Source organism: Thalassospira sp. (assembly GCF_030690045.1).
GTDB lineage: Bacteria > Pseudomonadota > Alphaproteobacteria > Rhodospirillales > Thalassospiraceae > Thalassospira.
Genome location: NZ_JAUYHK010000011.1, coordinates 246,766 through 262,310, shown reverse-complemented (window position 1 = coordinate 262,310; position 15,545 = coordinate 246,766). Strand labels below are relative to the sequence as shown.

The following is a 15,545-nucleotide window of genomic DNA, read 5'->3' as shown; positions in this document are numbered from 1 at the left end:
CAGATTATTCCGTTTCTTTTTCATAGGTTATCATGAAATCTTCACCTGTTTTTTCAAAATCGGCACGGTGATAGCGCGGCATATCCACAAGATCATCCAGCATCAGATCGCCAATCACCGGCAATCCTTCTGCCCCGATGAAACCCGGTGCCGAAAAATGCACGATCCGGTCCACCAGACCAGCCCGAATAAACCCGGCGGCCAAACGCCCGCCGCTTTCAATCAGAATACGGGTCACGCCTTTGTCCGCCAGACGATGCAGGACATCTTTCAAATCAAGATGGTTCGCATCACATGTCGCCGCAATGACTTCGGCCTTGCTATTGGCAAAACGGTTGCGGCAGATGTCGGTATTTTCATCAGATGTCACCAACCATGTCGGAGTTTGGGTGGCAGTTTGCACCAGCTTGCATTCAGTCCCGACCTTGCCTGTGCGATCCAGAATGATACGAACGGGCGAACGATCCTCTATCCCGGCAATCCGGCAAGTCAGGTCGGGATCATCGGCAAGAACCGTATCCGCCCCAACCAGAATCGCATCATGGGTGGCGCGCAACATATGCCCCCGATTGCGGGCCTGCGCGCCAGTAATCCACTGGCTTTGACCATTGGCAAGGGCTGACCGGCCATCCAGCGTTGCCGCCAGTTTCAGGGTAACCAAAGGACGGTTTTGAGTGATGCGGGATAGAAAACCGGCATTAATGCGGCGGGCTTCATCATCCATCAGGCCAACATCGACCCGGATACCGGCGTCGCGCAACATTTGATGTCCGCGCCCGGCGACCCGCGGGTCCGGGTCTTCCAGCGCACTGACAACACGGCCCACACCTGCTTCAATCAGTCCGCGAGCACAGGGTGGTGTAACGCCATGATGACTGCAAGGTTCAAGGGTGACATAGACCGAGGCCCCCGATGCCCGATCACCGGCCATCGCCAGCGCCATGCGTTCGGCATGCGGGCGCCCCCCCTTTTGGGTCCAGCCGCGCCCGACGATTTCTCCGCCCCTGATGATGACACAGCCAACCGACGGATTGGGCCAAACAATGCCCAAACCCCGTTTGGACAGGCTTAATGCGACCCGCATGAAATGCTTGTCATCTTCCGAAAACGCGGCGACTGCCATTACGAAGTGCCCGCCTCTTCCTCGCCCTCTTGCATGTTTTCGACAAATTCCTCGAAATCACGCGCTTCGCGGAAATTCTTGTAAACCGAAGCGTAGCGCACATAGGCCACCTGATCGAGGGCATTAAGCGCCTCCATCACCATTTCGCCGATGGTATCGGTCGAAATGTCGCTTTCGCCGCTGCTTTCAAGACGACGCTGTACACCGTTCAGCGCCTTTTCAATGCGTTCATCGTCAATCGGACGTTTACGACAGGCCAGAAAAATCGACCGCGCCAGTTTATCTCGGTCAAACAACTGGCGCTGCCCATCCTTTTTGACCACCATCAGTTCACGTAATTGTACTCTTTCAAAGGTTGTGAACCGTGATCCGCAGGCCGGACAAAACCGCCGCCGCCGAATGGCATGATGCTCTTCGGTTGGACGCGAATCTTTCACCTGGGTATCGGTATGGCCGCAAAATGGGCAGCGCATGATATGTTACTCGTCTGTTTGGCGATCAGCCATAAATCGGAAAGCGCTGGCACAAATCACGCACGTTGGCCCGAACATCGGCTTCGATTTTCGGGTTGCCTTCGGGATTATCGACCATCGCATCCAGAACATCGGCAATCAGTTCGCCGATATAGGCAAATTCATCGGTGCCAAAGCCCCGAGTGGTTCCGGCAGGTGTTCCCAGACGGATGCCCGAGGTTACGGTCGGTTTCTCGGTATCAAACGGAATGCCGTTTTTATTGCAGGTGATCCCGGCCCGTTCCAGCGCGACTTCTGCTGTATTGCCTTTCAGGCCTTTGGGGCGCAAATCAACCAGAATCAAATGGGTATCGGTACCCTTGGTCACGATATCATAACCGCGTTTCAGCAGCACTTCGGCCAGAACGCTGGCATTATCAACTACCTGTTGCGCATAGGCCTTGAATTCCGGACGCAGAGCTTCGCCAAAGGCGACGGCCTTGGCGGCGATCACATGCATCAGCGGCCCCCCCTGCAATCCCGGGAAGACAGCAGAATTGATCTTTTTGCCGATTTCAAGATTGTTCGACAGGATCATGCCGCCACGCGGGCCGCGCAGGGTTTTATGGGTCGTGGTGGTCACCACATCGGCATAAGGAAGCGGGCTCGGATGCACACCACCGGCAACCAGACCGGCGAAATGCGCCATATCAACCATCAACCAGGCACCAACCTTGTCGGCGATATCGCGGAAACGCTTGAAATCGATCTGACGCGGAATGGCGGACCCGCCCGCAATGATCATTTTCGGCTGATGTTCAATTGCAAGGGCCTCGACCGCATCATAATCAACCCGCAAATCCTGTTCGCGCACACCATATTGAATGGCATTAAACCATTTGCCCGACTGTGCTGGACGCGCACCGTGTGTCAGATGGCCGCCAGCATCCAGTGACATGCCCAGAATGGTGTCTCCCGGCTGCAACAGGGCCAACATCACCGCCCCGTTTGCCTGTGCGCCGGAATGGGGCTGCACATTGACGAATTCACAGCCAAACAGTTCCTTGGCACGATTGACCGCCAGTTCTTCGGCGACATCAACGAATTCACACCCGCCATAATAACGACGACCGGCATAACCTTCGGCATATTTGTTGGTCAGAACCGAACCCTGCGCTTCCAGCACGGCTTTGGACACGATGTTTTCTGACGCAATCAGTTCGATCTGGTTTTGCTGGCGGTCAAGTTCATCAGTGATGGATTTAAACAAGTCCGGATCGCTGTCTGACAGGCTGTCAGAAAAAAAACCTTTAAAGGACATGATGAAGACCTTTCGGAATGCGGGGAATGGAAATGGAGCCCCTCTGGCCCCGGTTATCAAAAGGAAGGAAAGCCGTTATTTAGGGTTCGACAGTTTATCGATACGTCCCTGATGACGACCCCCTTCAAATTCGGTGGTGACAAAGGCCTTGACGCAATCAAGTGCGGTCGCTTCGCCCAACAGGCGTGCGCCCAGACACAAAACATTGGCGTTGTTATGTTGACGGCACAATTCTGCCGACAGGCGGTCATGAACCAAAGCTGCCCGGATTTCAGGATAACGGTTGGCCGCAATACTCATGCCAATCCCCGATCCACAAATCAGAATGCCGTGATCGGCCTTGCCCGATTTGATCGCATGGGCAACTGAATAGGCATAATCAGGATAGTCCACCGATGCACTGCCATCAGTGCCAAGATCTTGCACCTCATACCCCTGCCCTTGTAGCAGGGCGACAATCGAGGATTTCAGATCGACACCGCCATGATCAGCGGCGATGGCTATGGGTTTGGCGATCATCAATATGTCCTTGTCCATGTCTCATCCGATGAAATTTGAGCGCCTTTTAACACATAGCAGCGCAACTTGCCAACGCGCAGCATGCGCACCGGCCAGGTTAATTTGACATCCCAAGCAGCGGTGTGATTCATGATGTTTTCTGCTTGGGGAAATACACTTTTTAGAAAATACATATTGTCGCGTTACCTATCAAAACGCGAAAGTGCCGTAATTCAAACCGACAGGAAAAGATAATATTTTGAAACCTGTAATTTCATCTTTCAGGCTTGGTAAAAATCATTCGGCATCATGCAAATAATTATACATTTGAATAGTATGATAGCTGCCATTATTTCTCCAAAATTCTGGTATCTTTATCTAAAAAAGAAAAATGGTCGTTGTTCAAGTCAAGAGACAATTGACTGAACTGAACAAATACGGCATTAGTTAAGTTAGTTGGGGTAAATTTAAGGACGAATATAGAATGTCTGATATTGATAATGACGCTTTTGACCGCAATGAAATGTTGCAAATGACGGTTGATCTGGTTTCCGCCTATGTCAGCAATAATGCAATGGCATCGGCACAGATTCCGGAATTTATCGGTTCCGTATACAAATCCCTTTCCGATCTTCGTCAGGGTGACATCGAACCGGAAGCAGAACCGTTGAAACCGGCAGTTCCGATCAAAAAATCAATTGGCGATGATTTCATCATCTGCCTTGAAGACGGCAAAAAACTGAAGATGCTGAAACGCCACCTGCGCACGACCTATAATCTGACCCCCGAAGAATATCGTGCGAAATGGGGCCTTCCTGCTGATTATCCGATGGTTGCGCCGAATTACGCAAAACAGCGTTCGCAGTTTGCCAAGAAAATTGGTCTGGGTCGCAAGGCGAAATAATCAATATTTCCCTTCGTCAATGACAGCAAAAAACGCCTTCCTTGCCGGAGGCGTTTTTTTTGTTCTGTTTGCCCGGGTAAACAAAAAGCCCGGCAAACGGATTAGCCGGGCTTTCTGCTTGTCTGTCAGGCAGGATTAGTTGACGTAGTCGTACGCGCCACCTTCCCATTTGTAGATCACATAACCCGGAGCTGCGACGTCACCTTTGGCATCAAAAGCAATCGAGCCCAGAACGGTGTCAAAGCTGTCACCGCTTTTGAGGGCTTCGCTGACGGCTTCGCTATCAACGGTGCCTGCTTTTGCAACAGCCTGGGCCCATGCCTGAACTGCGCCATAGGTGTAAAGGGTGTAACCTTCCGGCACATAACCCTGACCTTCATAGTATTTGACCAGTTCGGCGTTGCGCGGATCATCTTCCAGTTTCGGACCGTTGGTGAACAACGTACCCGAACCGGCATCACCGGTGATGGCCCAATATTCAAGGGAGTTCAGAGCATCGCCCGACATAACGGCGGTATCCATGCCCTGGCTGCGCATCTGACGAACGATCAGGCCAAGTTCGGTGTGATAGCCGCCGTAATAGAGAATATCGATATTCTCGGATTTCAGCTTGGTCACCAGTGCCGAATAGTCTTTTTCGTTCGGGGTGATGGCTTCGTAAACAACTTCGGTAATACCCGCAGCGTTCAGGTTTTTCTTGGTTTCGTCGGCCAGACCTTTGGAATAGGCCTGTTTGTCATGAACGATGGCAATACGTTTATCGCCATAGTTTTCAGCCAGATATTTACCGGCAACTTCACCCTGCTGATCGTCACGACCACAAACACGGAACACATTGTCCATGTCACGTTCGGTCAGTTGCGGATTGGTTGAAGCCGGGGATATCTGAAGAATGCCTTCTTCAAAGTAAACTTCAGATGCCGGGATCGAAGAACCCGAGCAGAAGTGGCCGGCAACAAGGGCAACATTTTTGCTGACAAGCTGGTTGGCAACAGCAACAGCCTGTTTCGGATCGCAAGCATCGTCACCGATTTCCAGAACAACCGTCTCGCCCAGAACGCCGCCAGCAGCATTGAGGTCTTCAACAGCCTTCTGCGCACCCTTGGTCATCTGTTCGCCAAATGCGGCATAAGGACCGGTCATCGGGCCAACAGTCGCAATAACGATATCTGCCTTGGCGATGCCCATCGACATAACAAGCGCCGAAGCAGTTGCCAGAAGGCCGAGTTTGGTTTTCGACATAAGAGAAGTCTCCCTGTTCCAAAGGTTGGTCCCAACACCATGCCAGAACCATCTTTCCGGTTCCGAAACCGGCCCGGCTTTTGCGCCGATTACCGATTTCAGTTCCCCATACTGTAGCACCCCATTTCGAGTGCGCAACAGCACAAACGCATGTATTGCCAATAATTTAGCAATATAGCGGTGACGGCGAACCGTCACCGTCCAGATCAGAATGTCGCACCATCCCGCAGACGAAAAGCAAACGGGCTGACCCGTTCATAAAGCCACGGATATTGCGACAGCATCTTGTTGACACGGGTCATCCGGAAAGCTGCCGTGGCAATCACAAACAGGATAACTGTATCAAAAATATAGCCCGTGACCGACAGAAGTTCGCCCTCAAACAAGGCGTAAACAAGAAAACGGTCTGTCAGCCCCAACAGCAAGGCATAAGGCAACAACTGCGATGCGGATCGCCAGGTGTTGGCAATCGCCTGCCCGGTCATGAACGCACAGAATCCCATCAAAATAATGGTGATGCCGATGGTTACACCCAGGGTCGTTCCGGTAATTGCTTCCATAATGGCTCCTCCTAGTGGCCGCCTTCGAGATAGGCCGCACGCACTTCCGGGTTCGCAAGCAGTTCGGCCCCGGTCCCGGACATGGTGATATTGCCATTGACCATCACATATCCGCGATGTGCCAATTTCAAGGCGTGGAACGCATTTTGCTCGACCAGAAAAACCGTCACCTTGTTTTCCCGATTGATTGTCTTGATGGTCTCGAAAATCTGTTTGACGACCAGAGGGGCAAGCCCCAGCGAAGGTTCATCAAGCAGTAAAAGGCGCGGACGCCCCATCAGGGACCGCCCGATTGCCAGCATTTGTTGCTCGCCACCAGACATCGTTCCTGCACGCTGATTAATCCGTTCTTTCAGGCGCGGAAACAGATCACACACCATTTCAAGATCGGAATCAAAATGCTTGGGATCCTGAGTACAAGCCCCCATTTGCAGATTCTCGAAAACCGACATCCGCGGAAAAATGCGGCGGCCTTCGGGGGATTGCTGGATACCAAGATGGCAAATTTCGTGGGTCGGCATCCGGCTGATGTCCTTCCCTTCAAACAAAATCCGTCCCTTGCTGGCTTGCGGTGCGCCGCAACATGTCATCAAAAGAGTTGTCTTGCCGGCACCATTAGCACCAATCAGCGTGACAATTTCCCCTTCCTGAACATCCATATCAATGCCCTTGAGGGCCTCGATATTGCCATAGAAGGTGTGAACACCTTCAATTTTCAGCATGGTCATATCGAACTCCTCCCTCAATGCGCTTTGGGATCAAGATTAAGATCCGCAGCAACTTCCGGTGGCAATTCATCGTCCTCGTCTTCACCAAGATAAGCACGAATAACCGCCGGATCATTCTTGACCGCGTCAGGATTGCCGTCGGCAATTTTCTTGCCATAATCCAGCACGATGACATGGTCAGAAATCTTCATGACCACGCTCATGTCATGCTCGATCAACAACAAGCCAACACCTTCCTCGTCACGAATGCTTTGAAGCAGCACATTCAGTTCGGCCGACTCCCGCGGGTTTAACCCCGCCGCCGGTTCGTCGAGACACAGAAGCGAAGGATCAACGCACATTGCCCGTGCAATTTCCAGACGACGCTGTGACCCATAGGGCAGGTTTCCGGCATTCCAGTCGGCAAACTCATACAAGCCGATTTTGTTCAGCCAAAATTTTGCCTTTTCGACCGATTCTTTTTCCGCTTTGGCATAGCGCCCCAGATTAAAAAGACCGGCCAGCGAAAAGAACGATGCTTCCATCAGACGATTGTGTTGGGCAACCACCAGGTTTTCCAGAACCGTCATACCCGTAAACAAACGGATGTTCTGGAATGTCCGTGCCACACCGTTATTACGGGGAATACGGAACCCTTCGGTCCGTTCCAGCAAACGCGGCCCGTCATTGGCATGAAGGGTCAATCGCCCTTCGGTCGGGACATAAAACCCGGTCAGGCAATTGAAAACCGTGGTTTTCCCTGCCCCGTTCGGACCAATGATGGCGGTGATTTCACGCTTGCGTGCCGTGAAGGAAAGATTGTCGATCGCCACCAGACCGCCAAAGCGCATGGTGAGATGTTCAACTTCAAGCAGTTTGTTGTCGGTCATTTGGTTTCTCCGACAGCTTTTTCTTTTTGGGTCATATGCAGCAAGATTGTCGGATCACGGAATGACAGCAATCCACGCGGACGCCACAACATGATGGCAACCATCCCTGCCCCGAAAATCAGCATGCGATATTCGGCCAGTTCACGGAACATTTCCGGGAAGCCGATCATCACAAAAGCCGCCAAAACTACCCCGATCTGACTGCCCATGCCCCCCATCACAACGATGGCCAGAATGACGGCAGATTCAAGGAAGGTGAAACTTTCCGGGCTGATGAACCCCTGACGGGTGGCAAAGAAGGCACCGGCAAAACCGCCAAACATGGCCCCAATCGCAAAGGCCGACAGTTTGGTGTTGGTCGGATTGATGCCCAGTGAACGGCAGGCAATTTCATCTTCCCGCAGGGCTTCCCATGCTCGGCCAATCGGCAATTTACGCAACCGCAATGTCACGAAATTGGTGATCAGCGCCAAAACAAGGATCAGATAATACAGAAAAATCAGCCGGTGCATGGACGAATATTCAAGGCCAAACAGTTCGTTAAAGCCAACCATGCCTTCAGGAACACGCCGCCCGAAATCGGCCAGACCGAAAAAGGTCGGACGTTCAATAGAACCGATGCCATCCGGACCGCGGGTCAAATCATACCAGTTGATCAGAACGACACGGATGATTTCCCCGAAACCCAGCGTCACAATCGCCAGATAGTCGCCGCGCAATCGCAGAACCGGAAAACCAAGAATGATCCCGAACGATGCGGCAAACAAACCGGCCAAAGGCAGACATATCCAGAAACTCAGCCCGAAACTTTGCGACAGCAACGCATAGGAATAGGCCCCAACCGCATAAAATGCGACATAGCCCAGATCCAGCAAACCTGCCAGACCGACAACGATATTCAACCCCCAGCCCAGCATGACGTAAATCATCACCAGAGTAGCAAGGTCAATCGCCGAACGGTCTCCGGCAAAAAAGAACGGGAACATGATAAAGAAAGCAATCCCGAGAATGCCGATCTTTTTGGTGTTTGCCCGATAACCTACCTGCAGTTTGGCAGACAGTTTCGGTTTGCTGTCGTCTTCATTCGCACCGGGTTTGCGAACCGTAAAATAGGCAATTGAAAACACAATCGCCAACAGAATGATCGCAACAACAACGCTGGCAAAGCTGGAAAACGCCATGTCAAGCGTCACTGGTGGGGCCATACGGTCATCCATTTCGCGGAACCGCACGAACATTTCAAAAACCGTTGTGGCGGCAATCGTAATGAGGATGGCCTGACCAAGACGCGAAAGATGTTCACGCCGGACGATCAGGGCAAGCCGCCCGACAATCGTTGACAGGATGGCGATCACCACCAGATCCCAGCGAACGGCAAGCTCAAGGCCGGTCGGCCGGTCAACGGTTTTGACCCCAAGGATCATGACCGACATCATCAAGGCAATCACAGCAAAGAACGCAAGTTCCTTGACAATCTCGGAACCGGAAGTTCTCGAAGAGGTAAGTAAGGCTGACATTAGACTTTCTCCACCTCAGGCTTGCCCATCAGGCCCCACGGACGGAAAATAAGCACCAGAACCAGAATGCTGAATGTTGCAACATCCTTGTATTCAATGGTGAGGTATCCCGACCAGAAGGATTCGATAAGACCGATCAGCAACCCGCCCAGCATGGCGCCCGGCAAGGATCCGATCCCGCCCAGAACGGCTGCGGTGAAGGCCTTCACACCGGCAAGAAAGCCGATATAAAAGTCGATCACGCCGTAATAAAGCGTCACCATCATACCGGCAACCGACGCCAGAGCAGCACCCATGACAAAGGTTGTCGAAATTGTGCGGTCTACATTGATGCCGAGAAGGCCCGCCATGGTGCGATCCTGTTCGCAGGCCCGCTGGGCCCGGCCAAGCGATGTCTTGGCGATCAGCAGCGAGAACACCACCATCAGCGTAAAGGTCAGAAGGATGATGATGATTTGCATATAGCTGAGCCGAACATGAAAGTCCGTGCTGTCAAGCAGGGTAATACCGCCTTCAACCAGTGGCTGGATCGGTTTGACGCGCGCACCTTGCGAAATCTGTACGAAATTCTGCAAGAAGATCGACATTCCGATGGCCGATATCAGGGCTGCCAGCCGGAAGGACCCGCGTAAGGGCCGATAGGCTATTCGTTCCACGCCCCAGCCATATATCGAGGTCAGGACCATGGAAACAAACAGCATCAAAAGAAGAGTTAACGGCAGAATGCCGCTAATCCCTGCCGCCTGACAGATCAGGAAGGTAATCAGGGAGTGAAACGCGCCCAGCATATAAATTTCGCCATGCGCGAAGTTGATCATGCCGATGATGCCGTACACCATGGTGTAACCAATGGCGATAAGACCATAAATGGCCCCCAGCGTCAGACCGTTGATCAATTGTTGTAAAAAATAAGCCCAATCCATTGCTCAACCTTAGATTTGGCACAGACAAACGCCGTCTTCGACCGCAAGGCTGAAGGTACAAAACAAGGAAATGCTATTATCGATTGGTGAGACGTGCGTCTCCCAATTGCCCCCTCGCAAACCTCCGAAGCCTCCGTCTTTTTGTTATCGGGGTTCTCCCCGTTTTATGTTCCCGGCCACGACCATTCTGTATGTGGTTCTTTGTCCGAAAACGCGATTTAGTGTTGAAACCTTAGACACATGTGGTCTAAGGCTGCAAGTCAGTTTGAAAAATTGGTTGATTCTCCGGTTTTATCGCCTCCGATCAGCATATTTTGCCGTTCTTCGTGGCCGAACCACCATTTTTTATATTGTATACATTATCCCTTATTCAAAACATACTCAAGCTTTTGCAAGGCAACACGTTTCAACTGTTCCGGATTCCGGACAACCGGCCCGGCAACGGTGACTTCCGTTCCGGTCAGGGAATCAATCGCCGTACAGCGCAGATACATACCTATCTGTTTGATTTCAAAGTATATTTCACGCTGCGACATAGACTTTTGACTCATGGTGACTTCCGGTTGGGCCAAGGATCATCAAAGTGACCTTACGACATCGTTATATTTCACATCAGAATACCACTGATCGGGGCGAATCTGATTTAAAAAAATGCGGGCACCTTTTACAAGGTGCGCCGCCTTAAAATACCACCGGATAATCTGCGGTCAAATCCCAAACAAACAGGATTTATGCCCCATCAAGCATTTTGACGATAGCCGAGAAATCCTTATTGCCGTTACCGCTGTTGGAATACATCGCATACAGGCTTTCGGCCAGTGCCCCCATCGGGGTGGTTGCCCCGGCTGATGCCGATGCCAGTTGGGCCAGTTTCAAATCCTTAAGCATCATATCCACAGCAAACCCCGGCTGATAATCGCGGTTGGCCGGGGATGTCGGCACAGGCCCCGGCACAGGGCAATAGCTGGTCAGTGACCAGCACTGCCCGGACGCCTTCGATGAAATATCAAACAGTTTCTGGGCGTCCAGTCCAAGGCGTTTGGCCAGCATAAAGGCCTCGGAAACAGCGATCATGCTGATCCCCAGCACCATATTGTTACAAATCTTGGCCGCCTGCCCGGCCCCGCTGTCGCCGGCATGGATAATGTTGCTGCCCATGCCTTCCAAAACCATCCGGGCACGGTTAAAATCATCTTCGCGGCCCCCCACCATAAAAGTCAGGGTTCCGGCCGCGGCCCCGGCGACCCCGCCAGAAATCGGCGCATCGACCGCCCCAATACCTTTAGCCTTGGCCATATCGGCAACTTTGCGTGCCACATCAACTTCAATGGTGGAACTGTCGATCATAACGGTCCCCGGCGCGGCATGGGCCAACAACCCGTCCGGCCCATCATAAACCGACATCACATGCTTGCCTGCGGGCAAAACGGTTATGACAAATTCAACATCCCTGGCGACTTCGCCTGCGGTCGCAACCGCCCTTGCACCTTGGGCAACTGCCGTGTCCAATGCGGCTTTGGACAAATCAAAAACCCGAAGATCATGCCCGGATTTCAGTAAATTAGCCGCCATCGGCCCGCCCATGTTTCCAAGCCCGACAAATCCGATTTTCGCCATAACAGATGTCTCCTCTGACAGTGAACCGACATGAGTTTGCCGGAATTTTTTATGAATTAAATTACAGAACCAGCTCCCGATCCGCAGGCAACGGCGCGAAAAAATCGGCAACGCTTTGCCGGTCAACCTGGTTGATATTGGCATGCTGCCATTTCGGCGCGTGATCCTTGTCCACAATCACTGCCCTGACACCTTCAAACAAATCGGGCCGTTCTACCATGCGTTGCGACAGGCGGAATTCCATTTTCAGAACATCGTCAACCGACATATCACGCCCTTGCGATATCTGGTCAAAGGTCACACACAGCGCAAGCGGCGATTTTTGACGCAGCAATGCGGCTGCTTTTTTTGCGAAATCACTGGTTCCGGCATCAAGGGCCTGAATCACGTCCCTGATATCGGATGCCCCAAAAATACGATCGATTTCATCGCGTATCTGAACCAGTTCGCCATCATCAAAATCATGTGCGAACGACTGTAAAATACCACGCACGGTTTGGTGCGGGTCGGTGGACTTGTAATCACCCGCCGCCAGTTTCTCTTTTAATCGTCCAACATCTGCGGCCTGGATACCATCTGTCGCCAGACCGGCATAAAGACAATCCGCCGCCGCCAAACGTGCCCCGGTCAGTCCCAGATACATGCCAATCGCGCCGGGACAGCGCGGCAGGAAATAGCCGCCGCCGACATCGGGGAAAAAACCAATCCCGGTTTCCGGCATTGCAAACAGGGTTTTTTCGGTCACTACACGATAATCACCATGGATCGACACACCAACACCGCCGCCCATCGTGATGCCGTTCATGATCGCGATATAGGGTTTGGGATAATGGGCAATGAAATGGTTCAACTGATATTCACGGCGATAAAACGCATCGAGCAATGTAACATCATTGCGCTGCCTGGCATCATAGAGGCCTCGAATGTCACCCCCTGCACAAAACGCACGCTCGCCTGCCCCTTCAATCACAATAACGGCAATCGCCGGGTCCTTCTCCCACTGGCGCAATTGCGCCATCATGGCATCGACCATTGGCAAGTTCAGCGCATTCAACGCCTTGGGCCGATCCAGCAATATATAACCAACCGGGCCATGGATCAAAAATTGCACACCGCTATCGTTTGTTTCGGGCATTTGAGTCTCCTGCCTGTTGGGCATCAGTCTTTGAGGGCGGCGCGCGCGATGATGACACGCATGATTTCGTTGGTCCCTTCGAGAATCTGGTGAACCCGCAAATCACGCAACAGCCGTTCGACCGGATATTCCCGAATATAACCATAACCGCCATGCAATTGCAGGGCATCATTGCAGACCTGAAACCCGATATCGGTGGCAAGACGTTTTGCCATCGCACAAAATTGCGAGGCATCCGGGGCCTTATCATCCAGCTTGCAGGCCGCCTTGTGCAAGATCAGACGGGCTGATTCCAGTTCCGTCACCATGTCGGCATATTTGAATTGCAACGCCTGAAACTGATCCAGAGTTTTGCCAAACTGTTTGCGAACCCTGATATGGTCGCGCGCATGCTCCATCGCGGCCCGTGCCCCACCAATCGAACAGGCGGCAATATTCAGTCTGCCGCCATCCAGCCCCATCATGGCAAATTTAAATCCCTCGCCCTCGCCGCCCAGACGGTTGGACGACGGAATTTTGCAATTGGTGAAAATCACCGCCGATGTCGGTTGGCTGTTCCAGCCCATTTTTTCTTCCAGTTTGCCGAACGACAATCCTTCGGCATCTTTGGGTACGATGAAGGTCGAAATGCCTTTGGGGCTGTCATCGCCGGTTCGTGCCATCACAACATAAATATCGCTGCGCGATCCGCCGGAAATAAAAGCCTTTTCACCGTTCAGGATATAATGATCCCCTTCCCGCATGGCACGGGTCCGTAACGATCCGGCATCTGATCCGGCACCGGGTTCGGTCAGGCAATAGCTTCCGAAATGGGTCATCGTGACCAGATTTGGCAGAAATTCCCGCCGTTGGTGTTCTGTGCCAAAACGGTCGATCATCCAGCACACCATATTATGGATCGACAAATAGGCCGCAGTGGACGGACAGGCAGTAGCCAGTTCCTCAAAAATCACCGCCGCATCCAGCCGCCCCAATCCCGACCCGCCAACATCATCGCGGGTATAGATCGCAGCAAACCCAAGTTCGGCGGCCTTTCGCAGGGTTTCCTCGGGAAAAATATGACCCGCATCCCATGCCCCGGCATGTGGTGCCATTTCATTGCAGGCAAATTCCCGCGCCGCATCCTGAAATGCCAGTTGATCATCCGACAGGGTGAAATCCATGAAAACGCGCCTCCGCTGGGTATTTTATTTTCCTTTTACGTAGACGGAAATCCGCATCCCTGTCAATTCATTCGGTATAACAGTACCGAATTATGCAAATTAAGGCGCTGGCGCAGAACATCTTGTCGGAGAAATGATATTATGCCTTACTTCGGCGCATCGTAACGACCAAAACAAACAGGGGAAACGATATGACCAACAGCAAGAATCCGGAAACCATTGTCCTGCATGCCGGGTATCGCGCCGATCCAGCGACGGGTGCAGTTGCCGTGCCGATTTATCAAACCACCAGCTATCAGTTTCGCGACACGCAACATGCGGCCGATCTGTTTGCACTGCGTGAACTGGGCAACATCTATACCCGCCTGATGAACCCGACCAATGATGTTCTGGAAAAACGCATTGCGGCGCTTGAAGGCGGTGTTGCGGCTGTTGCCGTGGCATCCGGTCAGGCGGCATCGACCTTTGCCGTAATGAATGTCGCGCAGGCCGGTGACAATATTGTCAGTTCGACCGACCTTTATGGTGGAACATGGAACCTGTTTGCCAATACCTTCAAACAGATGGGAATCGAGGTTCGCTTTGCCGATCCGGCTGATCCGGAAAACTTTCGTCGCCTGACCGATGACAAGACCCGCGCCTATTACGCCGAAACCCTGCCCAATCCGAAATTGCAGGTTTTCCCGATCCGCGAAGTCGCCGATATCGGCGATGCACTGGGTATTCCGTTGATCATGGATAATACGGCGGCCCCGGTGCTGTGCCGTCCGATTGATCATGGCGCAAGTATCGTCGTTTATTCGACAACCAAATTCATTGCCGGTCACGGCACATCGGTTGGCGGGATTGTGGTCGATTCCGGAAAATTCGACTGGGAAAAGCATGCAAAACGCTTCCCCTTGCTCAATGAACCGGACCCCAGCTATCACGGCGCAATCTGGACCGAAGCCGTCAAGCCAATTGGCCCGGTGGCCTATGCCATCAAATTGCGCTGCACCTTGTTACGCGACATTGGGGCAGCCGCATCCCCACTCAGTTCGTTTCAGGTCATTCAGGGTATGGAAACCCTGACATTGCGCATGGAACGCCATTGTCAGAATGCTATCAAGGTTGCCGCCTTCCTGAAAGGTCACCCAAAGGTGACCAAGGTGATTCATCCCGGTTCGCAGTCGGGTGAAAACCGTCGACGCGCAGATGTCTATCTGAAAGGTGGTTATGGCTCGCTGATGGGTTTTGAACTGGGCGGTGGCAAAGAAGCAGGCGAACGCTTTATCAACAGCCTCGAACTGTTCTATCACGTCGCCAATATTGGCGATACGCGATCACTCGCCATTCATCCGGCCACAACGACACATTCACAGCTTTCTGTCGAAGATCGCCTGTCGTCGGGGGTTACCGATGGTTATGTCCGACTGTCGATTGGCATCGAACATATCAACGACATCATTGCCGATCTGAAACAGGCACTTGAAAAAGCCTGATATCCTAAAATC

Annotated in this window: 16 protein-coding genes; 2 read left to right on the top strand and 14 right to left on the bottom strand. The window is 52.4% G+C overall.

Annotated elements, in window-relative coordinates; translation table 11 throughout:
* Positions 1–4 precede the first annotated feature (4 nt).
* From ribD to rpiB, 4 genes are all read right to left on the bottom strand, one after another.
* Complete coding sequence (gene ribD, locus Q8O73_RS07110) at positions 5–1,123, bottom strand: bifunctional diaminohydroxyphosphoribosylaminopyrimidine deaminase/5-amino-6-(5-phosphoribosylamino)uracil reductase RibD (RefSeq protein ID WP_305556853.1); 1,119 nt, start codon at positions 1,121–1,123, stop codon at positions 5–7.
* Positions 1,123–1,596 (bottom strand): transcriptional regulator NrdR, encoded by a 474-nt coding sequence (gene nrdR / locus Q8O73_RS07105; protein WP_305556850.1) that lies wholly within the window; start codon positions 1,594–1,596, stop codon positions 1,123–1,125. The genes ribD and nrdR overlap by 1 nt, the downstream gene beginning before the upstream one ends.
* Before the next feature lie 25 nt (positions 1,597–1,621).
* The gene (gene glyA / locus Q8O73_RS07100; protein WP_305556848.1) at positions 1,622–2,896 is read right to left on the bottom strand and encodes a serine hydroxymethyltransferase; all 1,275 of its coding nucleotides are present in this window, start codon (positions 2,894–2,896) and stop codon (positions 1,622–1,624) included.
* A 75-nt stretch (positions 2,897–2,971) separates the two neighbouring features.
* Positions 2,972–3,415, bottom strand: a complete 444-nt coding sequence (gene rpiB / locus Q8O73_RS07095) for a ribose 5-phosphate isomerase B (RefSeq protein ID WP_305557920.1) — start codon at positions 3,413–3,415, stop codon at positions 2,972–2,974.
* A 463-nt stretch (positions 3,416–3,878) separates the two neighbouring features.
* Here rpiB and Q8O73_RS07090 point away from each other — a divergent pair, with 463 nt between their 5' ends.
* The gene (locus Q8O73_RS07090) at positions 3,879–4,298 is read left to right on the top strand and encodes a MucR family transcriptional regulator (RefSeq protein WP_305556846.1); all 420 of its coding nucleotides are present in this window, start codon (positions 3,879–3,881) and stop codon (positions 4,296–4,298) included.
* A 135-nt stretch (positions 4,299–4,433) separates the two neighbouring features.
* On the opposite strand, the gene Q8O73_RS07085 is transcribed toward Q8O73_RS07090, so the two are convergent.
* From Q8O73_RS07085 to Q8O73_RS07040, 10 genes are all read right to left on the bottom strand, one after another.
* Positions 4,434–5,540 (bottom strand): branched-chain amino acid ABC transporter substrate-binding protein, encoded by a 1,107-nt coding sequence (locus Q8O73_RS07085; RefSeq protein WP_305557919.1) that lies wholly within the window; start codon positions 5,538–5,540, stop codon positions 4,434–4,436.
* 206 nt (positions 5,541–5,746) lie between these two features.
* Complete coding sequence (locus Q8O73_RS07080) at positions 5,747–6,100, bottom strand: DUF6867 family protein (RefSeq protein ID WP_305556843.1); 354 nt, start codon at positions 6,098–6,100, stop codon at positions 5,747–5,749.
* An 11-nt stretch (positions 6,101–6,111) separates the two neighbouring features.
* Complete coding sequence (locus Q8O73_RS07075; RefSeq protein WP_305557918.1) at positions 6,112–6,822, bottom strand: ABC transporter ATP-binding protein; 711 nt, start codon at positions 6,820–6,822, stop codon at positions 6,112–6,114.
* A gap of 20 nt (positions 6,823–6,842) precedes the next feature.
* A complete protein-coding gene (locus Q8O73_RS07070) occupies positions 6,843–7,697 on the bottom strand; it encodes an ABC transporter ATP-binding protein (RefSeq protein WP_305556841.1) in 855 nt (284 codons plus the stop codon).
* Positions 7,694–9,214, bottom strand: coding sequence for a high-affinity branched-chain amino acid ABC transporter permease LivM (gene livM, locus Q8O73_RS07065; protein WP_305556839.1), 1,521 nt, complete (start codon positions 9,212–9,214; stop codon positions 7,694–7,696). Before livM ends, Q8O73_RS07070 begins: the two co-directional genes overlap by 4 nt.
* Positions 9,214–10,137: a branched-chain amino acid ABC transporter permease LivH gene (locus tag Q8O73_RS07060; protein ID WP_305556837.1), complete on the bottom strand. Its 924-nt coding sequence runs from the start codon at positions 10,135–10,137 to the stop codon at positions 9,214–9,216. Before Q8O73_RS07060 ends, livM begins: the two co-directional genes overlap by 1 nt.
* A gap of 359 nt (positions 10,138–10,496) precedes the next feature.
* Entirely contained in the window at positions 10,497–10,688 is a 192-nt protein-coding gene (locus tag Q8O73_RS07055; RefSeq protein WP_305556835.1) for a hypothetical protein, read from the bottom strand.
* Between the two features lie 178 nt (positions 10,689–10,866).
* Positions 10,867–11,754 carry a 3-hydroxyisobutyrate dehydrogenase gene (gene mmsB, locus Q8O73_RS07050; RefSeq protein WP_305556833.1) on the bottom strand — a complete coding sequence of 296 codons (888 nt, stop codon included), beginning with the start codon at positions 11,752–11,754 and terminating at the stop codon, positions 10,867–10,869.
* 61 nt (positions 11,755–11,815) lie between these two features.
* Positions 11,816–12,889, bottom strand: coding sequence for an enoyl-CoA hydratase/isomerase family protein (locus Q8O73_RS07045; protein ID WP_305556831.1), 1,074 nt, complete (start codon positions 12,887–12,889; stop codon positions 11,816–11,818).
* 23 nt (positions 12,890–12,912) lie between these two features.
* Entirely contained in the window at positions 12,913–14,052 is a 1,140-nt protein-coding gene (locus tag Q8O73_RS07040; RefSeq protein ID WP_305556828.1) for an acyl-CoA dehydrogenase family protein, read from the bottom strand.
* A gap of 191 nt (positions 14,053–14,243) precedes the next feature.
* Here Q8O73_RS07040 and Q8O73_RS07035 point away from each other — a divergent pair, with 191 nt between their 5' ends.
* Complete coding sequence (locus Q8O73_RS07035) at positions 14,244–15,533, top strand: O-acetylhomoserine aminocarboxypropyltransferase/cysteine synthase family protein (RefSeq protein WP_305556825.1); 1,290 nt, start codon at positions 14,244–14,246, stop codon at positions 15,531–15,533.
* The last annotated feature ends 12 nt before the right edge of the window (positions 15,534–15,545 follow it).